21 protein-coding genes and 2 pseudogenes are annotated in these 23635 nt (G+C 69.6%); 10 read left to right on the top strand and 13 right to left on the bottom strand.

Annotation, left to right across the window (positions count from 1 at the left end):
• Positions 1-5 precede the first annotated feature (5 nt).
• Positions 6-1040: a helix-turn-helix transcriptional regulator gene (locus tag IE305_RS29745; RefSeq protein WP_190132918.1), complete on the top strand. Its 1035-nt coding sequence runs from the start codon at positions 6-8 to the stop codon at positions 1038-1040.
• On the opposite strand, the gene IE305_RS29740 is transcribed toward IE305_RS29745, so the two are convergent.
• Together IE305_RS29740 and IE305_RS29735 are read right to left on the bottom strand one after the other, a co-directional pair.
• Positions 1004-1327, bottom strand: a complete 324-nt coding sequence (locus IE305_RS29740) for a hypothetical protein (RefSeq protein WP_190132917.1) — start codon at positions 1325-1327, stop codon at positions 1004-1006. The genes IE305_RS29745 and IE305_RS29740 overlap by 37 nt on opposite strands.
• 343 nt (positions 1328-1670) lie before the next feature.
• Positions 1671-2324 (bottom strand): cutinase family protein, encoded by a 654-nt coding sequence (locus IE305_RS29735; protein ID WP_190132916.1) that lies wholly within the window; start codon positions 2322-2324, stop codon positions 1671-1673.
• A gap of 264 nt (positions 2325-2588) precedes the next feature.
• Between IE305_RS29735 and IE305_RS29730 the strand changes: the two genes are divergently transcribed.
• The 3 genes from IE305_RS29730 (at position 2589) to IE305_RS29720 (ending at position 4543) form a co-directional block, all read left to right on the top strand.
• The gene (locus tag IE305_RS29730; RefSeq protein WP_190132915.1) at positions 2589-3092 is read left to right on the top strand and encodes a hypothetical protein; all 504 of its coding nucleotides are present in this window, start codon (positions 2589-2591) and stop codon (positions 3090-3092) included.
• 200 nt (positions 3093-3292) lie between these two features.
• Complete coding sequence (gene nbaC / locus IE305_RS29725; protein ID WP_190132914.1) at positions 3293-3817, top strand: 3-hydroxyanthranilate 3,4-dioxygenase; 525 nt, start codon at positions 3293-3295, stop codon at positions 3815-3817.
• Positions 3818-3964: 147 nt separating this feature from the next.
• The gene (locus IE305_RS29720) at positions 3965-4543 is read left to right on the top strand and encodes a hypothetical protein (protein ID WP_190132913.1); all 579 of its coding nucleotides are present in this window, start codon (positions 3965-3967) and stop codon (positions 4541-4543) included.
• A 512-nt stretch (positions 4544-5055) separates the two neighbouring features.
• Here IE305_RS29720 and IE305_RS29715 read toward each other — a convergent pair.
• The 10 genes and pseudogenes from IE305_RS29715 to IE305_RS29675 all read right to left on the bottom strand — a co-directional run bounded on the left by IE305_RS29715 (position 5056) and on the right by IE305_RS29675 (position 14725).
• Positions 5056-5496 (bottom strand): annotated as a pseudogene (locus IE305_RS29715) (hypothetical protein).
• Between the two features lie 91 nt (positions 5497-5587).
• Positions 5588-6193 carry a class I SAM-dependent methyltransferase gene (locus IE305_RS29710; protein WP_190132912.1) on the bottom strand — a complete coding sequence of 202 codons (606 nt, stop codon included), beginning with the start codon at positions 6191-6193 and terminating at the stop codon, positions 5588-5590.
• Positions 6190-7479: an MFS transporter gene (locus IE305_RS29705; protein WP_190132911.1), complete on the bottom strand. Its 1290-nt coding sequence runs from the start codon at positions 7477-7479 to the stop codon at positions 6190-6192. Before IE305_RS29705 ends, IE305_RS29710 begins: the two co-directional genes overlap by 4 nt.
• On the bottom strand, positions 7476-8111 hold the full coding sequence (locus IE305_RS29700; RefSeq protein ID WP_229891714.1) for a hypothetical protein: 636 nt from the start codon (positions 8109-8111) through the stop codon (positions 7476-7478). Before IE305_RS29700 ends, IE305_RS29705 begins: the two co-directional genes overlap by 4 nt.
• 117 nt (positions 8112-8228) lie before the next feature.
• Positions 8229-10019: an ABC transporter ATP-binding protein gene (locus IE305_RS29695; protein ID WP_229891703.1), complete on the bottom strand. Its 1791-nt coding sequence runs from the start codon at positions 10017-10019 to the stop codon at positions 8229-8231.
• The gene (locus tag IE305_RS29690) at positions 9994-12015 is read right to left on the bottom strand and encodes an ATP-binding cassette domain-containing protein (RefSeq protein WP_229891702.1); all 2022 of its coding nucleotides are present in this window, start codon (positions 12013-12015) and stop codon (positions 9994-9996) included. The genes IE305_RS29695 and IE305_RS29690 overlap by 26 nt, the downstream gene beginning before the upstream one ends.
• A 177-nt stretch (positions 12016-12192) precedes the next feature.
• A complete protein-coding gene (locus IE305_RS29685) occupies positions 12193-12657 on the bottom strand; it encodes an NUDIX domain-containing protein (RefSeq protein WP_229891700.1) in 465 nt (154 codons plus the stop codon).
• An 897-nt stretch (positions 12658-13554) separates the two neighbouring features.
• On the bottom strand, positions 13555-13677 hold the full coding sequence (locus IE305_RS33610; RefSeq protein ID WP_268255956.1) for a hypothetical protein: 123 nt from the start codon (positions 13675-13677) through the stop codon (positions 13555-13557).
• A 264-nt stretch (positions 13678-13941) separates the two neighbouring features.
• Positions 13942-14139 carry a hypothetical protein gene (locus IE305_RS29680; RefSeq protein WP_190132909.1) on the bottom strand — a complete coding sequence of 66 codons (198 nt, stop codon included), beginning with the start codon at positions 14137-14139 and terminating at the stop codon, positions 13942-13944.
• A gap of 172 nt (positions 14140-14311) precedes the next feature.
• Positions 14312-14725 carry a hypothetical protein gene (locus IE305_RS29675; protein WP_190132908.1) on the bottom strand — a complete coding sequence of 138 codons (414 nt, stop codon included), beginning with the start codon at positions 14723-14725 and terminating at the stop codon, positions 14312-14314.
• Positions 14726-15310: 585 nt separating this feature from the next.
• Here IE305_RS29675 and IE305_RS29670 point away from each other — a divergent pair.
• Together IE305_RS29670 and IE305_RS29665 are read left to right on the top strand one after the other, a co-directional pair.
• Complete coding sequence (locus tag IE305_RS29670) at positions 15311-16312, top strand: aldo/keto reductase (protein ID WP_190132907.1); 1002 nt, start codon at positions 15311-15313, stop codon at positions 16310-16312.
• Positions 16313-16491: 179 nt separating this feature from the next.
• Positions 16492-16689 (top strand): annotated as a pseudogene (locus IE305_RS29665) (IS5/IS1182 family transposase); the annotation flags it as partial.
• A 24-nt stretch (positions 16690-16713) separates the two neighbouring features.
• On the opposite strand, the gene IE305_RS29660 reads toward IE305_RS29665, so the two are convergent.
• On the bottom strand, positions 16714-17097 hold the full coding sequence (locus tag IE305_RS29660; protein ID WP_229891698.1) for a winged helix-turn-helix transcriptional regulator: 384 nt from the start codon (positions 17095-17097) through the stop codon (positions 16714-16716).
• Positions 17098-17190: 93 nt separating this feature from the next.
• Here IE305_RS29660 and IE305_RS29655 point away from each other — a divergent pair, with 93 nt between their 5' ends.
• From IE305_RS29655 to IE305_RS29640, 4 genes are all read left to right on the top strand, one after another.
• Complete coding sequence (locus tag IE305_RS29655) at positions 17191-17835, top strand: NADPH-dependent F420 reductase (protein ID WP_190132906.1); 645 nt, start codon at positions 17191-17193, stop codon at positions 17833-17835.
• Between the two features lie 529 nt (positions 17836-18364).
• The gene (locus IE305_RS29650) at positions 18365-19621 is read left to right on the top strand and encodes a serine hydrolase domain-containing protein (RefSeq protein ID WP_229891696.1); all 1257 of its coding nucleotides are present in this window, start codon (positions 18365-18367) and stop codon (positions 19619-19621) included.
• A 1226-nt stretch (positions 19622-20847) separates the two neighbouring features.
• Positions 20848-21198 carry a hypothetical protein gene (locus IE305_RS29645; RefSeq protein ID WP_190132904.1) on the top strand — a complete coding sequence of 117 codons (351 nt, stop codon included), beginning with the start codon at positions 20848-20850 and terminating at the stop codon, positions 21196-21198.
• Positions 21199-22042: 844 nt separating this feature from the next.
• A complete protein-coding gene (locus tag IE305_RS29640) occupies positions 22043-23623 on the top strand; it encodes a TROVE domain-containing protein (RefSeq protein ID WP_190132903.1) in 1581 nt (526 codons plus the stop codon).
• Positions 23624-23635 lie beyond the last annotated feature (12 nt).

Raw genomic sequence — 23635 nt, 5'->3', positions numbered from 1 at the left:
ACGGCATGACCACTGACCTCCCCGCCCGGATGCTCCGCCTGCTGTCCCTCCTGCAGACCCGCCGCGAATGGTCCGGCACCGAACTCGCCGAACGCCTCGGCGTCACCACCCGCACCATCCGCCGCGACATCGACCGCCTGCGCGACCTGGGCTACCCGGTCGAGGGCACCACCGGCCACGCCGGCGGCTACCGCCTCGCGTCCGGCACCGCCATGCCGCCCCTCATCCTCGACGACGACGAAGCCATCGCCACCGCCGTCGCCCTGCGCACCGCCGCGGGTCACCTCACCGGCATGGAGGAAACGTCACTCCGCGCCCTCGCCAAGCTCGAACAGGTTCTCCCCACCCGGCTGCGCACACAGGTGGCGGCCCTGCAACGGACGACCGCCACCATCGGCTGGGAAACCCGCGGCCCGCGCGTCGACCCCGAGTTGCTCGGCGCCCTGGCCGCCGCCTGCCGCGACCATGAAACCGTCACCTTCGACTACACCACCCGCCGCGGCACCTCCACCGCCCGCCGCGCCGAACCCCACCACCTCGTCGCCTCCGGCGGCCTCTGGTACCTCCTGGCCCACGACACCGACAGGAACGACTGGCGCGTCTACCGCCTCGACCGCATCACCCACCCCGCCACCACCCGCCACCGCTTCAGCCCCCGCCCGGTCCCCGGCGGCGACCCGGCCGCCTACGTCGCCGACAGGATCGCCACAGCCCCGGCCCGCTACCGCGCCACAGCCACCGTCCACGCCCCCGCCGAAACGGTTCGCCACCGCACCGGCGCCCTGCCCGCCCGTATCCACCCCCTCGACGACGCCACGTGCACCGTCGACTTCGCCACCGACCACCTCCCCGGCATCGCCCAGGCCCTGGCCGCCCTCGACGCCGACTACACCCTCGACGCCGACCCCCACGTCACCGCGTACCTGCGGCAGACCGTCGAGCGCGCACGCCACGCGCTCGACGGTGAGCCGGCACCAGGAAACGGAACGAACCCGGTGCCGGCTCATGCGGTGAGCTGCCCCAGCTGCCCCCGCCAGTAGCGCAAGGCCTTGATCAGCCGGTTTCCGGCCTGGTGATCGATGGCCTGGGCAAGTCCGTGCAGGAGGGAGGTGAACATGGCCCGGGTGGTGGGATCGGTCAAGCGCCCGGCAGAGCCGGCGGTGGAGCTGAGGCGGGGGTGGACCTCGGGCACGGCGACCTGCGGGCCGCCGACCACGTGGACGTTGAGCAGGGCGAACAGCTCGCGCAACTGGGGCGTCGCGACGATCAGCCCCTCGGCGTCGGCGATGGCCTGCCACAGGTCGCGCACGGCGGCCGCAACGGACAACCCTGCCAGGGGCCAGCCGGGCCTTCCCGGGACCGTGGTTCATCCCGCCCGGGGTGATGCTCGCCCCACCACCGCGCCGTCACCCGCCCTGAACCGCGCCCTGGAACTCATCCACACCTACGCCCACGCCCGCGACTGGCACCGCCGCCCCACCACGGCGTGGTGGCTCCCGGACCCGGACCGCCAAAGCCTGCTGGGGGCGGCCTCGCCGGGAACGCGAGCGGGCTGACGGAATCGAGGCCCTCAACGGAACATCACCTGTCAGCGGCCTGTGCCGGGCCGTTGACAGGTGACGAAGGGAACTCAGGGGAATTCGGGCCAGGAGAATTCAGCGGTCCGTGGTCTACCAGGGATACCAGGCGCCGTTGTACCACTGCTCGTTGGCGCTGTCGTTGTGGTGGTCCATGTTGAAGTCTGCGGGGTAGTTCTTGACGTGGTTGTTGGGGTAGGTCCAGATGCCGGCGGACTCGTCGCAGACGTAGTCCCAGTGGCAGATCGACTTCACCGGAATGTTGCCGAAGAACCTGTCGGCACCCGCGAGCGGAGCGCCGACGATACCGCCGAACGGCACCGCGCCGCCGTTGGCACCGGGAGGGCCCTGACGCTTCGGGTCCGCGATCAGAATGGCGTTGACGTTGTCGAACGTCTGCCAGTTCTCGGTGACCCAGATGTGCACCACCGCGGCCCCCAGCGAATAACCGCCCATCTTGACGTGCTGGTACGGGCAGGCGGCCCGCTGCTCGCGCACGAGCCGGTTCAGCTCGTTGACGCCTGCCCGGGCGCTCGCACCGTTGGGGATCTGGGTGGGGTACCCGACGTGCTGCTGGATGTTGCCGTAGAAGCCGTCGTTGTTCCACGAGCTGCCCGTGCCGCCGACGACGATCGTGTACGTACCCTCGCACGGAGCCGTGGCCCGTGCCGCCGAAGCCGGCTGCACGGAAAGCCCGGCTGCCATCAGAAGAGCGGCCACCACGGCCGCGATCCGTCTCAGTCGCACTCGGTTCTCCTCTGATCAGGTCTCCGGACGAGAGTGGCAACGAGCGGTGAAATCCCGATGAAACGCGCGCTCAGGAGCTGCCGACAGCGCAGGCAGAGGGGCAGCGAGTGAGGTGAGGCGTCGGCGCGCGAGAGCGAACGCGTGCGGTCGGCGCGCTTCGACCGACCCGGGGCAAGGGGGATCCGCGGGGGTAGCAAGGGGGGCGACGGTGTCTCGGGGCACTCTGGAGGATGTATGGCCGGCAGGCGTGGTGCGGTACTGGCGTTGACTTCCCTCGTCCTGGCGGGCGCGGTGGTGTGCGCCCCGGCAAGTCAGGCCGGCACGGCCAACAGCGGTGGTGCCACGTGCACAGGTTCTTTCAGCAACGCTTACGACCCGCCCCTGACCCTCACGCCGCAGACGGCCCGCATCCACTCCGAGGCCCACTACGCGTGCACCACCGCACCCGGCCACACGGTACGGGCCACCGGCTCTCTCGACGCGGTGGCGCCGAGAGCGTCCTGCGTCACGGTGACCGCACCCCGCGCCACGGAAACCGTCCGGTACGCCGACCACCACCGCTCGGTGATCGTCTACGACCGCGCCACAGCTGTCTATGCCGGGGGCGTCCTCGTCGTGAAGCTGTCGGGCCGGGTGACGGAGGGACGAGGTCAAGGACACCCCGCCCAGCGAACCGTGACCACGCTTCCCAGCCAACTTCCCACGGAATGCCTCGGATCGGGCCTCCGCGGCGACAGGGGCGGGGCCCAGCTGGAGATCCGGCCGTAACCGCCCCGGAGGGGCCTGCCTCGATGGTCGAAGACGTGATACGACTCGGCGGAGTTCTTCGCCGAGTGCCGGAACGGGAGCTCGGCCGCCTGACATCTGGGTGAGCTGGCCGGAAGCATGCTGCGCTTCTTCGGCACGTACACGCTGAACACGCTGCCGCACTACTTCTACGAGCCACCGGGGAAAGGGAGTGGTGCAGTATGCGGGACCGACTGGCCGTCGTCGACGTGACCCAATGGGCCCTCGACAGCGCCGCCACCGGCGCAAAGCCGGTGATGCACCACGAGCTCCTCTGGAACGGCGGCCTCATGGTCGCGCTGTTCGACGGCCCGAGCCCGCCCGGCAGGAGCGATTTCCACGTCAACACCTCGCCGGAACTTTTCTACCAGGTGCACGGGGAGCTGCTCACCCGCGTACGCGAGGACGGAGACTTCCGCGACGTCCTGATCCGCAAAGGCGAAATGCTCCTGATCCCGGCGGAGGTGCCCCACCTGAACCTCCGGCCCGAGGGAAGCGTCGGACTCGTCATCCACCGCACCCGAGCAGCAGGAGCCAAGGAAGCAATCGTGTGGTACTGCGACCAGTGCGGCCATGAGCTGTACCGCGAAGAATACGTGCACGAAAACGTTCAACACCAACTACCGGCCCTCATCAATGCCTTCCACCAACATGAGGAACGCCGCACATGCCGACAGTGCGGAACGGTAAAGCCGGTACCCGCTTAAATCCGACGGTGCAGCGGGATCCGGCGGAACACAGGATCGTCAGCGGTGTTTCACAGGACGGCACCAGCCGGTGACCACCACTGGTCTCACGGCCGTTATGGTTTCGGTGGGTGGGGGAGTGTGGGCTGCAGCGCTTACAGCTTCACCATGCGCGGCGAGTGGGACAGCCGCCTGACGAAAGCGGAGAAGGCCAGTCCTCGCACCAGGGGGCAGCGCACCGGTCGGCAAGAATTCCCTTCCTGGCCCGGCCTGCAACAGCAGCGGAGAGAGGCGGAGCGCAAGGAGAAGGCAGCAGCTGCTCTGGCTGCGACCCGCTTCTCACCGCAGCTCGCCAAGGCCGTCCAGGCCGCGGAAGCCGTCGTGGCGGATCCGGGCAGCCACACCTTCCGCACGCTCGAACGCCGCCGCCAGGCAGTGATACTCCATATGGAAAAGCAGGCCCGCCGAGCCGCCGCCCAGCAGGGTCATGACGACTTCTTGAGCGGCACCGTCGATGACGAACTGAACCGGCTCCTGCAGCTCACGCGCGAACTGCTGCGCTCTTTGCGCGCAGCAGAAGACCTCCTGCCACCAGAGGAGGCATTCAAGTCGGCAGCGAGCCGGTACAGTGCCCGGATCGATCAGATCGCGACCGACCGCTACGCCTCTCTGCCGTCGTCCGGGGACGGCGCCTCGGCCGAACGCAGCAGTCTCGGGGTTGCCCGACAGCGTGCCGGACGCCGGTAGGCAAGCCGAAGGTGCCGTCACGCACTCAGGCTGCCCGAGCCCAGGACCTCTGGCACTGGCCCACAGGACAGCGCGGACGGAAGTCGTGAGCGGATGGAGACGACGAACCGGGGCATGCATCCCCTGCCCTGCGGCACCTACCGGCAGGCGCCTGGGCAGGAGCCCTATGTGGCTTTCCTCGCGCCGGCGGTGACGAAGGCCGCGTGGCACCGTCGAGACCGTCGCTTTCCGCTGCGTGGGCTCTGCTGACGCCGTAGGCGAGGAGTAGCGGGTACGGCTGGAGCCGGAAGGGGGCATGGCTCCAGCCCCCTGGCGCGCTGCCAAGCCCCCGAGCCGGCGGGTAGCGGTGGAGGGCAGAGCGGAGGACATGCTTCTGCTGCTCTACGGGCGGCGCTCCTACCGGTAGAGCGCCTTCACCGTCTCCGGCGACGCCGTAACCCTCGAGCACTGGTTCGCCCACACAGCCTTCTGAAGGACGACCACCCGGCGACCATCGCTACCCGCCCCTGCGGTCAGTAGCCCGTGTCGTCCCCGTCCGGCCCGGGGGTCTGCTGTCCCAGGCCCCGGCGTATTGCGATCTCGACGGCCGAGCATGCGCCGTCGGCCCGCTCCAGTTCATAGGGTGTGGCCGGCATCAGCGGAGGCTGCGCCATTTGCCGGCCCGCATCATCCGGCTCCTCCCCGTGCGGGAAGCGCAGCGGGAACGTGCCCAGCGAGTACCACGGCTCCCAGCGCCCCGCACCCACAAGCACGTCTTACGCGTGATGCAGAGAGGGGGAGTTGGACGCGGCGGCGAACGGCCCCTGCGCCATGCCCGCCACCCAGTGCACGGGCTGGGTCCAAGTCGCCGGATCGTCCGGGTCACAGCCCGTCTCCCGCCACAACAACCGCGCACAGTCCGCCGCCACGCGCGGCGCAACAGCACCCTGGGCCCGTCGCCGTAGAACCCCCAGTTCAGCCGCTGGGGGTCAGGTGGGGTGGTTCCGCGGTCGAGGTGGAAGCGCCCGAAGTCCGTCCACACCTGGTTGGTGGTCTCGTCGTTCATCAATGTCCCCTCGTCTCCTTGCCGGCGTCGTCCCCGCCCCCGTCGCGCAGGGCGTAGCAGCGCAGGATGCCGACGTCCGTGGCGCGGACCATGGCCCACGGGCTGGTCAGCAACTCCTCGTCCTCGCCGGTGATTCCGATCGACGCGTGGTTGGGCGGGAGAGATCTGGCCATGGGCGTGACTACCCAGAAGAGCCCTCCGGGGGCGAGGAGGCCGCGGATGCGGGAGAGGAAGGCCGGTTTGTCCTTGATGAATGCGTAGACGAGGCGGGTGGTGATCAGGGCGTGGGCCCGCTGGGGCAGGGGCGGCGGCTGCTGGGCTTCGATGTCCGCGCAGTGGTAGCGCACTGGTCCCGTGCTCCGCTCGGTGAGGGCGGGGGCGGCCGGGGTGCAGTCCAGGCCGGTCGCCTGGTAGCCGAGGCCGGCCAGGTGGCGGGTCAGCGCGCCGTCGCCGCACCCGATGTCGAGCGCGAGGCGCTCCCGGCCCGGGCCCGCGTACTGGCTGAGGAGCGCGGTCTCGGGGGCGCTGAGCCGGGTGTACCGGCGGCCCGATGTCCACAACTCACCCCAGTAGGCCGCGGGGTTGTCGATTCCCTCGGTGGTCATGTCGGTTCTCCTTCCGGATGGGCGCGAGAGGCGGTGGGTGCGGCGGGGACGTGGTGCAGGGAGCGGATCGAGGAGGCGAGCAGTACCAGGTACGGGAGGGCGAGGGCGGCGGTGCCCAGCGCGAGGGTGTTCCACAGGCCGAGCCAGGTGCCGGCGGCCCCGGCGAGGAGGGCGGCGAGGGGGCGGGTGCCGTAGGTGATCCACTGGCCGGTGGCCAGCATCCGGCCCTGCATGCCGGGCTCACACACGGCCTGGCGGATGCTGCGCTGGGTGGAGCCCTGCGCGGTGGCGCACGCCAGCTGCACGAACAGGCCGGTGGCGATGAAGACCTGCCCGGCGCGGCCCGGTGCGGCGAGCAGCAGCGGTACCTCGGTCAGCGGCGTGATGGCCAGCGCGGTGAGCATGACGCGGGCGGGCCCGTACCGGTCCACGAGCCGGCGGACAGCGAGCGCACCAGCGACCCCGCCGAGTGCAGCCACGCTCAGTAGCGTACCCAGGGCGGTGGGGGAGTAGCGCAGGTCGCGGATCAGGTACACGCTCCACAAGGTGGTCAGGACCGCGAAGACGGCGGTGTAGGCGGTGCCGGTCAGCAGCAGCGGCCGGATCGTGGGGTGCCGCACCACGTACACCAGGCCCTGCTTCATCTCCCCGAACAGCGAGCTGGAGCCGCTGGCCCGGTCGGGTGCGGGCTCGGGCGTGCGGATGCTGCCGAGCAGGAAGGCGCAGGCAAGGTAGGAGGCGACGTCGAGGTAGACGGCGCGAGCCGCGCCGAGGACGGCGACGACAGCGCCGCCGAGCTGCGCGCCGGCGCTGTCCGCGAGGGAGGCCACGGCGCCGACCTTCGCGTTGGCCTCCAGCAGCCGTTCACCGGGAAGCAGGGAGGGCAGGTAGCTGATGCGGGCGGTGGATCCGAAGAGGGAGGCCGTCGAGCTCACCAGCGCCACGACGAACAGCACCTCGAGCGACAGGTGGCCGGCGGCGTCGGCCGCGGGGATGGCGGCGTACGCCGCTGCGGTGACGAGGACGGCGCCGACCATGACAGGACGCTTGCGGTGCCGGTCGGCCAGGGCCCCGGCGGGAAGCGCCACCAGCAGGGGTGGCAGCCGCTCGGCGAAAGTGAGGAGCGAGACCTCCCACACCGATGCGTGCAGGGAGACGACGGCGATCAGCGGCAGTGCCACCGAGGTGACGCCGCTGCCGACGAGGTCGACCGCGCACGCCGACCAGTACCGGACGAAGTCCCCGTGCCGCCACAGACTGCCGTTTCCCGCCGGGGCCGTGCTCACCGGGCGTCGCTCCTTTCCGCCGTGTCGGCCGGCTGGCGCTGGCCGGGCAGGGTGGCGTCCTGTTGCCGGAGGGCTTTCAGCTCCAGCAGCTCGCTGACGGAGGGCGCGGTGGCGTAGGTGAACGGTGCGCAGACGTCGGTGCTGTGATGACTGGCGGCGGCGAGGGCGGCGGTCAGGCGTTCGCGTGCCGCCAGGTTCGCGGTTGCTAGGGTGTGGAGGGCGCCGAGGGCGAACTGGTTGCCGCAGCCGACGGCCGCGTACCCGTCGGCGGGCTCGGCCACCTGGTAGTCGTCGTAGACGATGAAGAGGCGGCCGTGGATGCCGACGAGGAAGGTGCCGGCCTTCTCCTGCTCGGACTCCTTGCGTGCCCAGCCCGCTTCTTTCAGACAGGCGCGCAGTTTGTCGACGAACCGGGTCGTCATGAAGCGGTGAAGGCCGTCGCCTTTGGGCTTGGGTGCCTTGAAGGCGTGGTGCAGCAGCTGGCCCATGCGGAAACTGCCGCTGAAGCCGAGGGCGTACGGGCCGTTGCGGAACACCTTGGGGTCCTTGCGGACAGTGAGTCTGCAACCGGAGATTCCGGCGGAGTCCCCGCCGAGGTGTACCCGGCCTTCTTCGACGAGCCCGACGATCACGGTCAAGATGCGCTCTCCTATCGGTTGGTCGGCTTCGTGGAGCTCCGTGCTGGTGGCGGGCTGAGACCACGGTGCTCGCCCACCCCGACGCGCGGTCACCCCGTATGCCTCTTGTCGTCAGGCGTCTGCGGACTCCCCCTTCCTGGAAGCCGGTACGGTCCCGTGCCCGTACTGGGCGGCCTGGAGTTCGTACAGCTCCCGGTAGTGGCCGCCGGTGATGGCCGTCAGCTCGGCGTGCGAGCCGGATTCGAGGAGCCGGCCCTGGTGGAGGACGTAGATCACGTCGGCGTTGGCGGTGGCGGCGAGCCGGTGCGTGATGAGCAGCACGGTGGCGACGCCGTCATCGGTGAAGGAACGCAGCGACTCGAACATCTCGATCTCGGCTTTCGGATCGAGTGCAGCCGTCGGCTCGTCGACGATCAGCAGGTCGCGTTCCCGGTAGACGGCGCGGGCGACGCCGATGCGCTGCCACTGTCCGCCTGAGAGCCGTACCCCGCGCTCGAAGTCCTTGACCGCGATGGAGTCCCACCCGTAGGGCAGTTCCTCGACCACGGTGCGGATGTCGGCCCGCTCGGCCGCGGCCTCGATCTTCTCCTGGTCCAGGGGTCGGCCGGCGTCGCCGATGTGGATGTTGGCCCGGATGGTCATCGGCCAGCAGTCGACGTTCTGGGGCAGCAGCGCGATGCGGTCGAAGACGCTTTCGCGGTCGGCTTCGCGGACGTCGGTGCCGTTGTAGGAGACCGTCCCCGAGCCGGGGAGGTAGAGGCCGGCGAGGGTGGTCTTGCCCGACCCGTTCTCACCGACCAGGGCCACCACCTTGCCCCTGGGAATGGTGAGCGACACCCCGTGGAGCGCGTCACGGTCGGCTCCTGGGTAGCGGAAGGTGACGTCGCGGAGGACGACTTCGACACCGTCGCCCTCGACGCCGGCGCCGTGGGCGGGGATGGCGTGCTGGGCGCCGAGCTCGATGGCGTTGTTCATGTCGGTCAGGTACAGCGACTCCTCGGTCATCTGGTTGAGCTGGGAGACGATCTGGTTGAGGTAGCTGGTGGCGTTGCGGATCGCCAGCACCGCTGTCCCGGCCGCGGCCAGGGGCATGCCGCCGGCGACCAGCAGCCACCACAGCAGCCCGTAGGCGACGATGCGGGCGGTGCCGGACATGGCGGCCGTGGCGATCTCGGTCTTCGCCTCGGCGCGCGCCAGGCGGGCCTTCTCCGCGGCCGCGGTGCGGCCCATGTCCTTCTGGGCGTGGATCAGCAGCCGCCCGGCGCCATGGACGCGGAGTTCCGGGGTCGCGCCGGCCCGGGTGATGGGCCAGAGCAGGACGTCGGTGGCCCGGCGGTGGTCGATCCAGGCGTGCTGGGAGGCGTAGGCGCGGCGCATGACGACGACCGCTCCCCACCACCGTGGTGCCGCGATCAGCAGCAGCGCGGCGAGCAGCAGGGGATGCAGTGCGACCAGGACGACGGCGGCGGCACCCAGGCTCATCAGACCGCTGACGATGCCCACCGAGTTCGACAGCATGCGTCGCACGGAGTCGGTGCCGTACTGCCCCAGGGCGAGCTGGCGGTGGATGTCCTTGTCCTCCATGGCGGACATCTCGACGCGCGTCATCATCCCGTAGTACGCCGTCCGGCACGACAGCTCGATCTTCGGATACAGGCGCCCCTCGACCTGGACGACCAGGCAGCCCAGGAGCACCGACCCGGCCGAGGACGCGCCACCGAGCAGCAGCGCGGGCAGGGCCTCGCGCAGCTTGTCCGGGGTGGGACCGTCGGCGAACAGGTGCACCAGCACCTGGTTCGTCGCCACGAGCAGGAACGCCGACATCGCGCCGGAGGCCAGCTGCGCAGCCATGAGCACCACCAGGGCGCGGGGGTCTTCACGCCACGCGATACGGCCGACCATCGCGAGCATGCTGGGAAACTGGCGGGCCATGGCCCAAAAGCTCATGCGCAACAGAGGGGCGGAGTACTTCGCCCACGCCTTGTCGTGCCGCAGCGCGCCGGAGAACAGCAGCTTCTCGCTCTCCGACAACGGCGCCCGCTTCGTACCTGTCACCGGCTGTGCTCCCCTCGGTCCAGACTGAGTTCGTGGAGCTCCTGGAAGAGCCCGCCTCCCGTGGCGAGCTGGTCGAAGGTGCCGTGCTCGACGATGTGCCCCTTGTCCATGACGACGATCCGGTCCGCGATCTTGGTGTTGGCCAGCCGGTGCGTGACCACGACCGTGATCCGTCCCGGGGCGGTCTTGCGCAGCAGCTGGAACATCTGGTCTCGCCGCGCGGGTCCATGTCCGAGGTCGGCTCGTCCATGACGACCACGGCCGGCCGCCGGTACAGGACGCGGGCACAGGCGATGCGCTGCCACTGCCCGCCCGACATCGACACCCCGCCCCACAGCTCAGCGGCGAGCAGCGTGTCCAGACCGTGGGGGAGTTCCTCGAAGGCCTCTCGCAGCCCCACCGCATCGACGGCCTCCCACACCCGGTCGTCATCCCGCGAGAGGGGCTGGCCCAGGGTGATGTTGTCGCGCGCGGAGACGGGCCAGTAGCCGAACTGCTGGGTGACGAACCCCGTCTGCTCCCAGATCTCGTCGACATCGACGCTCGACAAGTCGACGCCATCCCACCGGACGTGCCCCTTGTCGGGGGTGTAGAGGCCGGTCATCAGGCGGGTGAGCGTGGACTTGCCCGACCCGTTCTCGCCCAGCACCGCGACGAGCTCGCCCCGACGCAGCGTCAGCGAGACCCCGTCGACCGCGGGACGGACCTTGTTCGGGTAGGTGAAGACCGCGTCCCGGACCTGGGTGCACTCCGGCCCGCGCGGCGCCGGGACGGTGCCGGCCGTGGGCATCAGGGCCTTGGACCCTTCGATGAACTGCTTCCAGTCCCCGAGGAACAGCGACGAGTGGAACAGCGAGGCCGCGTAGTGCACGACGTTGGCCAGGTTCCCCAGCGCGGTGCGCACCGCCAGGACGGCGGTCGCCGCGATCGCCAGGGACATGCGGCCGGACACGGTGAGCCACAGCAGTGTGCCCCATGCCAACGACAGACACAGGCCGCCGAAGACGGCCGCGACGAGGTTCGCGCGCAGCTGCCGGCCCGCCCCGGTCAGGCTCCGGTCGTCCAGGCGCTTGGACAGGGTCCGGTACCAGTACGACAGGTACCCGGCCATGCTCATCCCGCGGACTTCGTCAGCGAGCTTGCCCGCGGTGACGAACCAGCGCATCATGCCGCGCACGTTGCGTCCCGTGCTGTTCGCGGTGTGCACCTGGTGCTCGATCCGCGCCTCCGCCATCGCCCCCACCCCCGACGGCAGCACCGCCAGCACCAGCACGGGAAGCATCAGCGGATGCAAGGCGGTCAGCACACCGAACGCCGCCACCAGCTTGATCAACGCCGACATGAACGACTGCACGTCATAGATCAGCCGGTCACAGCGCACCGCGCCGGTCTCGGCCGCCTCATGCTCCTCGGAGAACTCCGGCCGCAAGAACGCGCCCAGCTCCACCCGCAGCATCGTCTCGACCACCGCGACGTCCGCAGCCGTCATCAACCGCGGCTTCAGCCGCGCCACCGACCACGACGCCAGCCCGTACGCAACCCTCCCCACACCGGCCGCGACCGCAATCACCACCAGCGCCGGCAGCGCCTCGTGCACCCGGTGCGACACCGACCCGGACCCCAGAATCGGAACCATCGCCCGCGCCGTCGCCGCCAGCGCCACCGCCGACCCGACCCCGTAGGCGACCTGCGCACCAACCATGACGAGCACGTCCCGGCGGTCGATCCGCCACGCCATCTTGAACACCTGCGCCAGCACGGCCGGGATCGTCGTCACCAGCTGCCGGACGCCGTACCGGTCGAACGCCGATTTCGTCCACTGCGCCTTGCGCTGGATGTCCACCGGCTCCGGATACGGCAGCCGGAGCCGCCCTCGGGCGTGCTCATCCCCTGGCACACGGTTCATGAACGTCTTCCCTCCCCTTCACGGCGCTCCAGCCGATGAGCGCGTCCTGGCCCGCCGGTGCCCCCTCGGTCTTCTCGCCCGGCGCGGTGGCTGCCCTCGCCCCCTTCGCCGTCTTCACGCCGCCCCTTCCGTCGGCCAGCCGTGCTCGGACAGCAGGTCCCCGGCACAGAAGCGTTCGAGGATGGCGGCGGTGTAGGGCACGCAGTCCGCCGGCGGCCGCGCCGGGTCCGCCCACACCAGCTGCGAGCACTTCTCCGGCTCGCGGATGAAGGGGTGGCCGGTCCACTGCTGGGTGGTGAAGACCACCCCCATGCGGCCTTCGCCTTCGGGGCTACGGTGGTGGATGGCGTGGCAGAACTCCAGATCGGCAGGCGCGATCACGACGCCGACCTCTTCGGCAACCTCACGACGGGCGCCGGCGGAGACGGGCTCGTGCTCCTCCAGGTGCCCGCCGGGCGGGCACAGCAGCCCGGAGGCGTAGACCTGTCCGGCCCGCCGGAGCAGCAGGACCCGGCCGTCGTCGCGGACCATCAGCACCATCACGTCGACCACGAGCCGGTAGCGCGGCGGCTGCCTCACGCCCACCTCCCCATGGCCGTCCCAGCGTGGTGGCCAAGCCCTGTTTGACGGTGTTCGATTTGCAACCACACCCCTGTGCTGCTTGCGGGCCGATCCTGACGGTGACGCACGATGCCTCCTCGTTGACGAGCGGGTCGGACGAGTGATCGGAAAAACGGCCCCCGGACGGGTGTGGTCACGGCCACTCAAGAGCGTTTTCTCGTGCAGAAATTCGAGTGATGGTCAACCGGCCCGTGATCGCTGGGCGGGCGGCCCACGGGGCGGTGTGCGATTCACCCGGGCGTGGCCGCTCACCCGATCCGGTACTTGCGTTGCTGCCGGAAACGGCTGACCGCAACCCCGGCCCAGGGGACGCCGGGCCGGGGTGGCAGGTGCTTTGCAGACGGCCGGGTGACGCCCTTCACGACGCCGCGGCCGGAGCCCGCACCGTCGTCTTCTTCGAGGAGTTCTTCCTGGAGGGCGGCGTTCGTGCGGTCGACGGGGGTGCTGGGCTGCCGCGAAGGGCGTCAGCGCAGAAGCGGCACGAGGACACCGACGGCGCAGGCCGCGGGGGCAAGCACGAGGGCGAGCGCGATGCGGAGGCTGCAGGGGGACGCCGCGATGGCGTCGCCGGGGGCGGGCATGCCGTCGCTGTCCCGGCCGCGTCATCACCGCCGCGGCCGCGCGGGGCGCCGGCGGCGGGCTGAGGACCAGAGGCATGGGCAAAACCGGCTCGACCGGACTCCGGCGCAGCGCGAGACCGATCCGCTGCAACGTCCCGGTGTCCACGACGGACTGGTTCTCCAGCATGGCTTGGAACGCTTGCCGATCCTGCTCATGATGGTGGGCCGCGGGGCCCCATCCAAGTCGGGAAGGCGGCCGGCATCCGGAACCTCGGTGTGCCCTCGGCCCGGTACATCAGCCACTCGCCGGCGAACGTGAGCCGGCCGTGGCCCAGCGCCAGTTGTCGAGCAGGTATCCCTGCCCGACGCCGAGGAACACCCGTCGCCGGGTGCGTTCGACGGCGACCTCCAGGGTCACCAGGCGCCGTCGCGCAGCGATGCTCCAGCAGTCATCCGGGCCGGAGGGAAGGCGGAGTGCAACAGTGGCCGGCCCGTGAGAGCCGGAAGACCGGCGCGTAGACGCCGGGCGCTGTCCGCATCGTTGTCTGTCGCGTAAGCGGCCTGGGTCAGCGAGGCGGTGGCGGGCCAGTTCGAACAGGAGGCCCTGCCCGTCGACCAGCAGGGCGCCACCGCCTGTGTCCGACAGACGGGCGCACACCAGCAGCAGGAGCCGGGGCGGGTGCTAGAGGTGGGCACCAGCGGTGTGCAGGCGCATCGGCGCCCGCGTTGTCGACCTGTTGCCGCCAGGAAGTATGCGCGACCCCCACTGGGCCATCCGGCCGACGAGGGCGAGACCACGACCGTGCTGGGAGCCGTCGTCGATCAGTTTGCGAGCGGCCGGGCTGGTGGGGCTGCCACCGGCGACCACTTCGATCAGCAATTTGTCGTCACCTAGGGCGTATTCGACGGGTCGGTGCGGGCCCCGCAGCGTCTGGTGCTGGGGGCACCTCCCAGCGATAGCTGGGGGAGCGTCGCGGGGCCTGTACCGACCCATCGGACACGCCCCAGGGGCGGGGCTCTGTGGAGTGGCCGGGGGGAGGGAGCAACTGGTCCTACAGATCCGCTGAGCCGGAGTCCCGGGCTCGCGCGGCGGCTGCAGCCTCGAGAAGGGACCAGCCGTCGACCTCCGCCGCCCCCTGCTCGTCTGGTTGCCAGCCGCGTGCCAAAGCCAGGTCGAGCAGGGCCCGGACGGCGCCGGGTTCATGCAGGTTGAGGGAGCCACCCTGTACGTATCCGACCTCCCCGGAGCCCATGGATGCCCCGCCCGGGACGTACCGGCCCGGGCCGGCGGTGAAGACGATGCGCAGTGGGCCGCCGGTGCGGGCCAATTGCGGGTACAGCGTGAGCGTCTGACGGCAGCCCGCAGGTCGGCCGCTGTCCGGGATGCGGTGGCTGTGGCGGAGCGTCCACAGGTACGTGCGCCCGTCGGCAACCAGACGGCGGGGCTTCTTTCGATTGCGGGGCACGGAGCCGAAGGTACGCGTTCTGACTTACAAGACGTCCGTTGTGGTGAGCAACTTCGCTACTGGTGAGGTGAGGATGCGGCCGTGCTGTTCGACGTCTCATAAGAGACCCTCTGGCGCGCAACGTCGGGCGCGAATGCATGGTGCCCGCGCGAGCACTACGTGATCTTCACATCCGACTCCCAGTGCCGGTCAGCTGCGCGCCGAGGGTTGGGCACCGCGCATTTGGTCCCCGCATTCCCCGGTGCCGACGGGAGTCTCCCCATGGATGGATGAGCCCTGGCTCACCGCTATGGCAGCAGCGGAACCAGGCATGGGCGTGCGACGGAGGCATCACCGCTCGAGGCGGTAAGTCTCGGTATCGCCGCTCCTTCGACCGCGAGAACAACAACATCGCTGCGATCCCGCGCGCGGCCGGCTCTGTCCCTGAAGGGCACAGAAAGCCCAACCTGACGGCTTGCCGATGCACGCCACGTCCCCTCTTGCCGAGCCTGGCAGGGGAGGGAAAGGATGACTACCTGGACGAAGCCGGGCTGTTGCACGCCGCGTGGGCCTATGTATCCCTCCCACCGGAGGAAAGGATTCATTGTGAGATTTCGCAAGCTGGGCAGTAGTGGCCCGGAGGTGTCGTCCCTGGGCCTTGGGTGCATGGGCATGTCGATCGCCTACGGGACTCCCGACGAGCAGGAGTCCCAGCGGACCCTGGACCGCGCCTTCGACCTGGGCATCAACTTCCTCGACACCGCGGATGCCTACGGCCGTGGCGCCAATGAGGAACTAGTGGGCCGCTGGCTGCGCAGACGTACCCGACAGCGGGACGCGATAGTGGTGGCGACGAAGTTCGGACTGCGGCACGACGCGGTCACCGGCCGGGTCACCGAGGTGGATACGTCCGCACCATACGTCCGGACGGCCTGCCATGCCTCACTGCGCCGCCTGGGTGTCGATTACATCGACCTCTATTACGCTCACCGTCGCAACCCTGCCATCCCCATCGAGGAAACGGTAGGTGCCATGGCGGCCCTGGTTGACGCCGGCTCGGTCCGCCACCTCGGGCTCAGCGAGGTCAGCAGCACCACCCTCCGCAGGGCCCATGCCGTCCACCCCATCAGTGCCGTTCAGATGGAGTACTCCCTGTTCACCCGCGACGTTGTCGAGAAGGACATACTCGCCACCTGCCGGGAGTTGGGCATCGCCGTGGTTGCCTATTCACCGCTGGGCCGCGGAATGCTCACCGGAACTCTCGCTTCACGGGACGATCTCAACACCGAGGACAACCGTCGGCGCTGGCCTCGTTTCTCCGAGCAGAACTTCCACCACAACCTCGGCCTCGTCCGCACCCTTGGGCAAGTCGCCGCCCAGATCGGCTGCTCGCCAACCCAGGCAGCACTCGCCTGGCTGCTTGCCCAGGGCGAAGACATCGTGCCCATTCCCGGCACCAAGCATCAGCGGTACCTGGAAGAGAACGCAGCAGCAGCCGATATCCGACTGAGCGCCGAGCAGATCGCCCAGCTCACTCAGGCAATCCCTGCAGAAGCTGTGGCAGGAGGACGTTACCCCGCCCAGGCGCTGGAACGTCTCGGGCACTGACCTCTGCGACCTGCACTGGAGACCAGAGCCACCTCGTCGACCATGCTGACCACAACCGGCCGCGTCTCTGCCACCCACCCACGTTGTCGACTGCCTCCCGAGGGCGGGCCTTCCACGTGAGCTGGGATCGTCCCCCTGCCCGGCCAGAGCGCGATCTGGTCCATCCTCTCCTCGGCTGGGCCAGTCGGCGTTGGCATGTCGAACGCACCCACGCCTGGCAGAACGCCTTCTACCGGCTCGCCTGCTGCTATGAGCGGCGCGCCACCATCATCGACGCGTTCTTCGACCTCGCCGACACGAGCATCACCGTACGAATCTTGATCCGGCAGGCATGGACGACTCGTCGCTGGTACGAACGCCCGAACCGCCGACCATGACCGCACGCTTATCGGCACGACCTTTTATCCGATCGCTGCTCGGTTGCCGATGCCAGGGCTGTGGTGCTCTTGAGCGGCAAGGACCTGATCGGCGTGATCGATCGCCCATTGGCCGAAGGCAGCCAGCGGTCCGTCAGCGAGGCTGCCGCCCAACTCGGACAGCTCATACGCCACGGAGCGGTCGGCCATCGTGGTGATCCGATTGATCAAGCCGTTGGCGTGCAGACGGCGAAGCGTCTGGGTCAGGACTTTGTCGCTGACGCCCGCGATGCCACTCAGAAGGTCGATCCGGCGCCGTCTGCCCGTTCGCAGCGCCATCAGCACCACTGGGTCCCAGGTGTGAGCGATCAGGTCAGCGGCCAGGCGCACCGCACAGTCGGCGGCGAAGGGCGAGCAGTGGTCGTTCACGCGTTTCTTCCTACCGGATTCGGGCCTACCGATTGGTAGGCCCGAGGTTCCTACCGTGGCGAGGCATCAGGCTACGAGGAACAGGAGAGCGACGTGCGTATCGGAATTCTGGGGACCGGCGTGATGGCCTCGGCACTGGCGGAGGCGTGGACGCGACGTGGACACCATGTCCTTGTCGGAGGCCGTTCACAGGACAAGGCTCGGGCGATCGCCGAGCGGCTCGGCGACGGGGTCGAGGCGGTCGGCCCCGCACAGGTGGCCAGGGCAAGCGATGCCGTGGTCGTGGCAGTGGCGTGGGCGGGGATCGACCAGGTGCTTGCTCTCGCCGAGGCCGACGAGGGGTCGTTGGCGGGCAAGGCCGTGATCGACTGCACCAACGCAGTCGACCACGCTTCCGGCCTGCTCAAGCCGCCCACCGGGTCGGCGGTACAGCACGTCGCCGAGCGAGCCGTGGGCAGCCGCGTGGTCAAGGCGCTGCACCTGTTCGCAGGGACGAGCTGGCTGGCGCCGACACCGACGGGGCAACCGAAACGGACCGTGGCAATGTGTGGAGACGACGACGTGGCGCTCGACATCGCCGCTGAGCTGATCCGCGACCTCGGGGGCGTGCCCGCCGTTATAGGCGGACTGGAGCACGCCCGGCAGCTTGAAGACGTGGCGGGTTTCGTCATGCGGCTGGTAGCCGCCGGCCACAACCCCGTCACCGCCGTGCCCGTCGTCGACCAGTCGCAGGATTGACGACGTCGCTCGTCGCATGCGCTGGGAGACGACCAGCACTCACATCCGGCAGCACCCATCCGAGGTCATGCAGTCCATCAAGATCTCTGACTGGCTGTGGGCCGGATGAGCCACTCATCCCAGACCGTGTGACCCCCGACGGGATCTCGAAGGTACAGCCGCCATCATGGAAGGACGGGTAGGGGTCCCGGCGATCACTGAGCGTCACACCTCCGTGATCACCGGGACCTGTGCCCGCGTTACGGCCGGTGCTTCCCACGCCGCCAATCTGCGCGGGCTCTAAGCCTGAGGTGGAACCGAAGGTCGAATGCCTGTCGCCGAGGCACCCACCGCACCGACTCACCCACGGCGACGTTGCTGAACGTGCAACTGTGCTCGTGCTTGTTACCCGAAAGCCCCCTGTTCTGCACGGGCCGCATGCGGAATGCTGACCGGCATGACATCAGGATCCCGCCGCGCCGGCGCGCACGGACCGTCGCGAACGAGCCCCGCTCACCGTGGACGCCGTATCCGCCTCGTGGCGGCGTCCTTGCTTGCCGCTGCCGGCCTGGTCGTCACCGTCGACCAGCCGGCGCAGGCCGTCGCACGCCCGGTCGCGACGCCAAACGCCACACCGGCCGCCGTCTTCAGCGGCGGCACCGAGGCACAGCAGACGGCCCAGCTGAGGCAGTTGGCGCGGAAGCTCGTCGCCGCCGGGGCGCCGGGCGTGATCGTGCGGGTGGACGACGGCCGGGGCCGAGTGGTGCGGATCACCGAGCAGGCGCCGTGGACCACGAAGGACCACCGGCTCGGGGTGGGGGACGAGTTCCGGATGGGCTCCAACACCAAGACCATGATGGCCACCCTCGTACTGCAACTCGTCGGTGAGGGCAGGCTCGCTCTGACCGACCCGGTGGAGAAGTGGCTGCCGGGCCACGTCCCCAACGGCCAGGCGATCACTCTGCGGATGCTGCTGAACCACACCAGCGGCCTGTTCGACTACACCGAGGACACCACGCTCTGGCCGTCCATTCTGGGCAAGGACCGCAGGACGTGGACGTCGGAGCAGTCGCTCGCCGTCGGTGTGCAGCACGACCCGCTCTTCGCGCCGGGCACCAAGTGGTCGTACAGCAACACCAACTACGCCGCCGTCGGCGCAATCCTGGAGAAGGTGACGGGCAGGAGCCCGGCCGACCTGGTGCGTGACCGGATCGCCCGGCCACTCGGCCTGAAGCACACCTACTTCGCCACGGACTCCACCTGGCACGGCCACCACGCACGCGGCTACGAACCCGACGAGGCCCATATGCCGCCGGGAGTGCCGGCCGGGGCCAGGGACTACGCCGGGCCGCACCGCGCCGGTCATGTGGACGTCTCCGACAACAATCCCTCCTGGGCAGGCGCAGCCGGGGCGGTAATCTCCACCGCCCACGACTGGGCCCGGTTCTACAACGCGTTGATGTCCGGCAAGCTGCTGCCCGCCGCGCAACTGGCACAGATGCGCACCACCGTGCCGACGGTGCCGGGACAGCCGGACGGGCCCGGCTACGGGCTGGGCATCTTCACCGCCACCACCCCCTGCGGCACGGTGTGGGCCCACGAAGGCGGCATCCCCGGCTACCTGAGCCTCAACGCCACCGACCCCACCGGTAACCGCACCGCGAGCATCCTTGTCTCCACCGAGGCATACAGCGAGTACCCGAACGCCTTCCCGGCGGAGATCGCCAAAGCCGACCAGGCACTCAAGGCTGCCGCGATCTGCGCCATGTTCGACAAGCCGGCACCGACCGGGGCTCCCACCGGCTGATCACCGAGACCGGCCCGGAGCGAGTCAGCCGTGCGGCAGCGCGTCGCAGGTATCGCGATGGCGCACCGGTCGAACGGCAGGGTGCAGCTGCCCGAGTGCGGAGGTGACGAGCTCATGGTCTGCTGTTACATCACCATGGGAGCGGCGATTGCAGCGGCGGCCTGCCGCGCCAGGGCTCCTTGGGCCCGGCCCCAGGAGAACCGGTAGGGGGCTGGTGCACCGTCGACGCTCACGTCCATCGACATGGTCAGGAGGTGGGTTCGCAGAGGGCCGGCGTGCATCTGGGCTCTTGGAAGCACGCCTTCCACTCTCTGGCCTACACGGCCGTTGTGGTTGCCCAGGAGGATGAGCCGGTGGTTCGTGAGGACGAAAAAGTATGCGGCGGGTTTGACCGCCACTGTGGCCATTCCGCCAGTGACCAGACCCACGACTGCTGCGGTAGCTATCTGTCTTCTGGCCGACACTTTGCCGATTTTGCACGACAGAGACCAGCTCGATGCTTTCGCCCGGCACCAGCGCGGGGCCCGCCACGTCGAGGCAGCGCTGGATGGTCTTCTGATTCACACGGTTCTCCCTGGTCTTGGAATGACCGAGTATGCAAGATCGGAAGATGCCCTACCGCACCAGGGGCCGGTCCTGATTCGCTGGGCAAGGAGGCGCTCGATCGGGCGGTCTGGCCGTGGAGTGCCGTGGTGGCGACGGAGTTCTTGCTGGCAGGGCCGATTTACAGAGATGTTCGATTGTTGATCAGCAGGTACGGATTGGCGGTGTTGGGCCCGCGGTGTCGCGGTGGTGCAGCCAGTCGAGCGCCGCCCGCAGAGTGGGCTCGTCCAGCGGATCGGCTGCCCTCGGTTGGGTCGCCCACATGGGTCCGTAGGACTCGTTGCAACGCTGGGCAACATCACGGACCTCGGAGGAGCTGCTCCCCTGGGCCTTGCGGGACGAGCCGCTCGAGAAGCGTGGCCGAGGAAGGGCGCTTCAGGGAGGCCGCGGAGACCGATGAAGAGGCTTGCTGGAACGGAATTCTGGAGCATATGCGCGATCGCCGCCGAGTGGGCCCAGCGCCTGGTCCCCGCCCCCATGGGCGAGCCACCCACCATGCTCGAGTACGAGGTGCTGCGCAACGTGAACACCACCCCCCTCTTCCACGACCCCGACACCCTTCCGCCGGCCGCTCTGCCGGCACTCCCGGAGACGAAGAGGACCCTGACGCCTTCCACGCTCTGGTGCCCCAGCGCCTGCCCACCACCGGCCAGCTCGAGAGCGTGCACTTCGGCGACGGAAACGTGTGGATCCGCACCGCCGCCGACCCCGAATCCGGCCGAGCGGCCGGCCTGTGGCTCGCACCCCACCGCCCCGGCGCCGGCCTCGGCTACGGCTACAGCGGTGGCGGCCCCCACACCCTCGCTCAGCTCCTGGACCGCCTCCTCGACGCCAGCACCGCTCCTGCAGTCGACCACAGGTGCCCCGAACCGCCGCCCGGTCTGTTCCGTCTGATTCGCACCGCCCCGAAGAACAAGCCCTCCCACTACACCCGCGCCCAGCTCCTGGCCGCCCGCGCCCGAGGAACCGGATGACGGCCGCTCAGCCGGGCCCGCCCTCGCAGTCAGGGCGGCCCGGCCCCTGGGCCGTGCTCTCGCCTCTCGCCCTACTCCGGCAGCCGAGTACCCGCCCCCGCCTCCCACAGCTGAGCGCCTGATGCTGGCCCCCGAAGCACCAGCAATTGCGGCGGAGCCAGGGGCGGATCAGACGCGCCAGCGGGTACGCGAAAGCGGACTTCGGCGAGCAGCTCCCGGATCCTGGTCTACAAGGAAACCGGCCGGCGGCTGCGCTACCCGGCAAAGACCTCCATCACCGCCTCTGCCACGGCACGGACCTGACCGGACAGGTCCTCCCGCAAAGGAGAGCCGGGGCACTTCTCGGTAAACCACTACCGGTCTGCTCGACGGCCAGGCACGCGAAAAATCCGTAGCGCGCTGCTTCTCCGCACCCCTACAGTGATCAGCGTCCAGGTGCGAAGGCAGGACCTACTTCCACTCTTAATGGGGCGGTCGCGGGTTCGAGTCCCGCCGCCGGCGCACAGGCCGGTGTAGCTCAGTTGGCAGAGCACCTTGTCGGTTCCGCCGCCTTGACCTCTGGACACCAAGCTTCACGCACCTCCCGGTGCGCGGGCCACGGCTACTTCGTTGTGTTCGAATCTCATGCCGTGACCACATTTGAACTCGGGAGGCGCGGCACCGGGGCGTCCGGTGCGCAGGTGACGGTTACTTCTCGGAACAGCGGGCCGCGGGTTCAAATCCCGTCCCAGATTTCGTCTGGTGTAGCTCAGTCAGGAAGAGCAGCTGTCTTGTACCGTCACCGACCCCTCGATCTCGGACGCCCCCTCGCCGTGCTTCCCCTGACGAATTCGGGGGAATTCACATGGCACGCTTCAACACTCGCACGCCCAAGACGAGCCGACCGACCTCGCCTGTCACCACGACCGGACGCACGCGTACGCACCTCGGTGGCAAGGGATACGTGCGCGACGACCGCTCGGAGCTGTTCCTGCTCGCGGTCGCCAACTTCGTCTCCCAGCAGACCTTCCACGAGGACGGCACGGCGCGCGACGACCGGTTCATCGCGCTCATACGCAAGCTCGCCGTCGAGGACCCCGCGTGGACCGCCGGCCTGCTGGGCTGGCTGCGCGGCGACGGGCAGATGCGCACCGCCTCCCTGATCGGCGCCGCCGAATACGTCAAGGCCCGCCTCGACGCCGGCGCCACCGACGGCCCGGCCAACCGCCAGGTCATCGACTCCGTGCTGCGCCGCGCCGACGAGCCCGGCGAGATGCTCGCCTACTGGACTTCCGCTCACGGGCGGAACGTGCCCAAGCCCGTCAAGCGCGGCATTGCCGATGCCGTACGGCGCCTGTACACCGGCCGTAACCTGCTGAAGTACGACACGGCGTCCAAGGGCTACCGCTTCGGTGACGTTCTCAACCTCGTCCACCCCACGCCCGACCCGGACAAGCCCTGGCAGGGAGCGTTGTTCCAGTACGCCCTGGACCGGCGCCACAACCCCGACACCGCCACCCCGCCGGCCACGGACCGGACCCTCACCGCGCACCGCGCGCTGATGGCCGTACCCGTCGCCGCACGGCGCGCCCTGGTCACCGGGCCCGGTGGCGCCGAGCGGCTCGCCGAGGCGGGCATGACGTGGGAGGCGCTGGCGGGCTGGCTGCAGGGCCCGATGGACGCGGCAGCCTGGGAAGCCGTCATCCCCTCGATGGGCACCATGGCTCTGGTCCGCAACCTGCGGAACTTCGACGAGGCAGGCGTCTGCGACGACGTCGCCCAGCGAGTGGCCGCCCGGATCGCGGATCCGGCGGAGGTGGCCCGGTCGCGGCAGTTCCCCTTCCGCTACCTGGCTGCCTACCAGCACGCTCCCTCGCTGCGCTGGTCCTACCCGCTCGAGCAGGCCCTGGGCCACTCCCTGGAGAACGTGCCCCGGCTCCCGGGTCGCACGCTGGTCCTGGTCGACCGCTCGGGCTCGATGTGGTCGCCGCTGTCCGACCGCTCCGAGCTCAACCGGGCGGACGCCGCGGCCATCTTCGGCACGGCCGTTGCCATGCGCGCCGCCGACGCCGACCTTGTCGAGTTCGGTACCACCAGCGCGGCAGTGCAATACCGCCGGGGCGAGTCGGTCCTGAAGGTGCTGGAGCGGTTCGGCAGCCTGGGAGGTACGGACACGACCGAGGCAGTACGTCGGCACTACCGGGGTCACGACCGGGTCCTGATCGTCACGGATGAGCAGGCGTCCTACCACTACGCGGGCGACCCGACCGAGCAGGTCCCGGCCGACATCCCGGTCTACACCTGGAACCTCGCCGGCTACCGGCCCGGCCACGGCCCGTCCGGCTCCGCCAACCGGCACACGTTCGGCGGCCTGACCGACGCCGCATTCCGCATGGTGCCGCTGCTCGAAAGCGGGCGGAACGCTCACTGGCCCTGGGAGGACTGAGCGGGAGCAACG

The sequence above is a fragment of the Streptomyces mashuensis genome (assembly GCF_014654785.1).
Taxonomy (GTDB): domain Bacteria; phylum Actinomycetota; class Actinomycetes; order Streptomycetales; family Streptomycetaceae; genus Streptomyces; species Streptomyces mashuensis.
This window is presented reverse-complemented; position numbering and strand designations above follow the sequence as displayed.